The sequence below is a fragment of the Rhizobium sp. KNZ2-6A genome (genome assembly GCF_056755475.1).
Genome location: NZ_JBNDIC010000163.1, coordinates 1 through 227 on the forward strand (window position 1 = coordinate 1; position 227 = coordinate 227).

The 227-nt window shown below is 68.3% G+C and carries 1 protein-coding gene; it reads left to right on the forward strand.

Annotated elements, in window-relative coordinates:
* The coding region (locus ACPYOP_RS33035) for a hypothetical protein (RefSeq protein WP_481414396.1) at positions 1-227 on the forward strand (227 nt) is incomplete at both ends.

Here is a 227-nt window from a genome sequence, read left to right on the forward strand (position 1 = left end):
AAGCTGATCATCGGCCAGGATGGCTCGATCGCCGGTCCGACGGCGATCAACAAGGGTGAACTGGAAGTAGCCCAGGGCGGCACGCTGACCGGCAACACGACGACGGCGGCGGGCACGACGCTGGCGGTGACCGGTGGCGACAACAAGACGCTGACGGGCAATGTCGACGGAGCGGGCACGCTGGCGCAGAACGGCACGGGCACGACGACGGTGACGGGCGATGTGGC